This window comes from Streptomyces mayonensis (assembly GCF_018982965.1).
GTDB lineage: Bacteria > Actinomycetota > Actinomycetes > Streptomycetales > Streptomycetaceae > Streptomyces > Streptomyces mayonensis.
The window spans coordinates 1-1850 of the sequence record NZ_JACBYP010000251.1 but is presented as its reverse complement, the minus strand read 5'-3'; the positions used below and the strand labels follow the sequence as shown (position 1 = coordinate 1850).

Genomic DNA, 1850 nt, shown 5'->3' with positions numbered 1-1850 from the left:
ACCAGGTCCCGGGGGGGGGGGGGGGGGGGGGGGGGGCGGGGGGGGGCGGCCCCCCCCCGCGGGGGGGCGGCGGGGGGGGGGGGGGGGGGGGGGGGGGGGGGGGGGGGGGGGGGGGGGGGGGGGGGGGGGGGCCCCCCCCCCCCCGGGCCGCGCCCCTCGGCGGGGGCGCGGCCCCAGCCTATGCCTTGCTGTGGGAGAACAGTTTCAGGACCGGTACGCCGACCTTGTGCCGGGCCCGGGAGGCCCAGTCCCGGTGGAAGAACTCCTCCACGTAGTGGGGGTCGGTCAGGACGATCACCTCGTCCGCGCCGATCTCCAGGACCAGGGACTTCAGCTCGTCCAGCGGGTGGTCCTCGATCAGCCGGCCCCCGGCCTCGGCCCCGGACGCGCGCAGGGCGGTGAGGGACACCTCCAGTGCCCGCCGGCCGACGCTCTCCGCGTCGTCGCCCTCGGGGGTCTCGTTCTCCCGCACGGCGTCGTCGAGCTCGCCGAGTGCTACGTCGTCGATGGCCCGCAGCAGCCGGTCTGCCTGGTCGCCTCGCGGCTGGAGCAGCACGTGGAAGGCGACCGCCTCCTCCCCGTGCAAGGTGGTGACGAACTCCACGTCGGCGGACGTCAGGGCCTTCTCGATCATCAAAACGCTTGTGAACACCAGGCGCCCCTTCTCCTTCGAGGGCCCGCGGACCCACCCTCCGTAGGCCGTGCCGGACCCTGCGGAAACCATCCTGCCCCGTGATCGCACGGGTACTGCCGGAATCAGTGTGCCCGGCGCGGACTAAACGGAACGGAAGATTCCGCCGATTCCCGGATGTGCGGTACCGACCGAACCCCTGTCCGGTCGTCCGGAAGGGGACTGCCCGCCCGGCCCGTGGACGGCCTCAGTCGCGCCGGTAGCGGCTGAAGAGGAAACCTTCCTCCTCCAGAAGGGACACCAGTGCGAACCGCCGCGGCACCTCCACCGAGGGCCCGCCCGCGATCCGCTGGGCGTCCCCGGCGGTGAGCATCGGGGACACGGTCAGGCACAGCTCGTCCAGCACTCCGGCCGTGACGAACTGCCCGAGGAGCCGCGGACCGCCCTCGGTCAGCAGCCGGGTGTGGCCGAGCCCGGCCAGTTCCCGCAGGGCACGGGCGGGATCCACGCCGACGCCGTCACCGGCGGTCACCACCCGGGCGCCGGCCCGCTCGGCGGCCGCGATCCGGTCCGGGGCCGCGGCGGCGCCGGTCAGGATCAGGGTCGGCACGGCCGGGGCGGTGAACAGCGGCAGGGAGAAGTCCAGCTCCAGACTCGCGCTGACCACCGCGACCGCGGGAACGGGTCCCTGCCCGGCCGCCCGCCGGGCCTCGGCGAACTCGGCGCGCGCACGTGCCGGACGGTACCCCTCCTGCCGTACGGTCTCGGCGCCCGCGATCACCACGTCCGCCAGCGCGCGCAGGGTGCCGAAGACGCGCATGTCGGCCGCGCTGGAGATGGGCTGGGAGCGGCCGTCGTGCTGGGCGGCGCCGTCGAGGGTGGACACCATGTTGGCCCGCAGCCACGTCTGCCGCCGCCCGTCCGGGGCCGGGTAGGCGTAGGCCGCCGCCAGCTCGGCCAGGCTCCACTCCCGGTCGGTCGTGTCCGGCTCGGGCCCCGGTCCGGGCCCGGACCCGTAACCCGAGCCGGCTCCGGAGCCGGAATCGGAACCTGAGTCGAATCCGAAACCGGAGCCGGGTTCGGATTCGGAACCGGAGCCGGAGCCGGGCCGGGAGCCGGTCCCGGTCGGGGCGGAGCGGGGGCTCGAGACGGGTTTCGGGCCGGGGTCCCGGCCGGCCGCGGGACGGGGCGTCGGCCCGACCGCCCGCCCGGTCGGGCC

2 protein-coding genes are annotated in these 1850 nt (G+C 76.1%); both read right to left on the bottom strand.

The features are described from left to right. Nucleotides 1–178 precede the first annotated feature (178 nt). Entirely contained in the window at nucleotides 179–652 is a 474-nt protein-coding gene (locus HZS56_RS37660) for an indole-3-glycerol phosphate synthase (protein ID WP_216725301.1), read from the bottom strand. A gap of 226 nt (nucleotides 653–878) precedes the next feature. Then, nucleotides 879–1592, bottom strand: a complete 714-nt coding sequence (locus tag HZS56_RS37655; RefSeq protein ID WP_216725302.1) for a pyrimidine reductase family protein — start codon at nucleotides 1590–1592, stop codon at nucleotides 879–881. Between the last annotated feature and the right edge of the window lie 258 nt (nucleotides 1593–1850).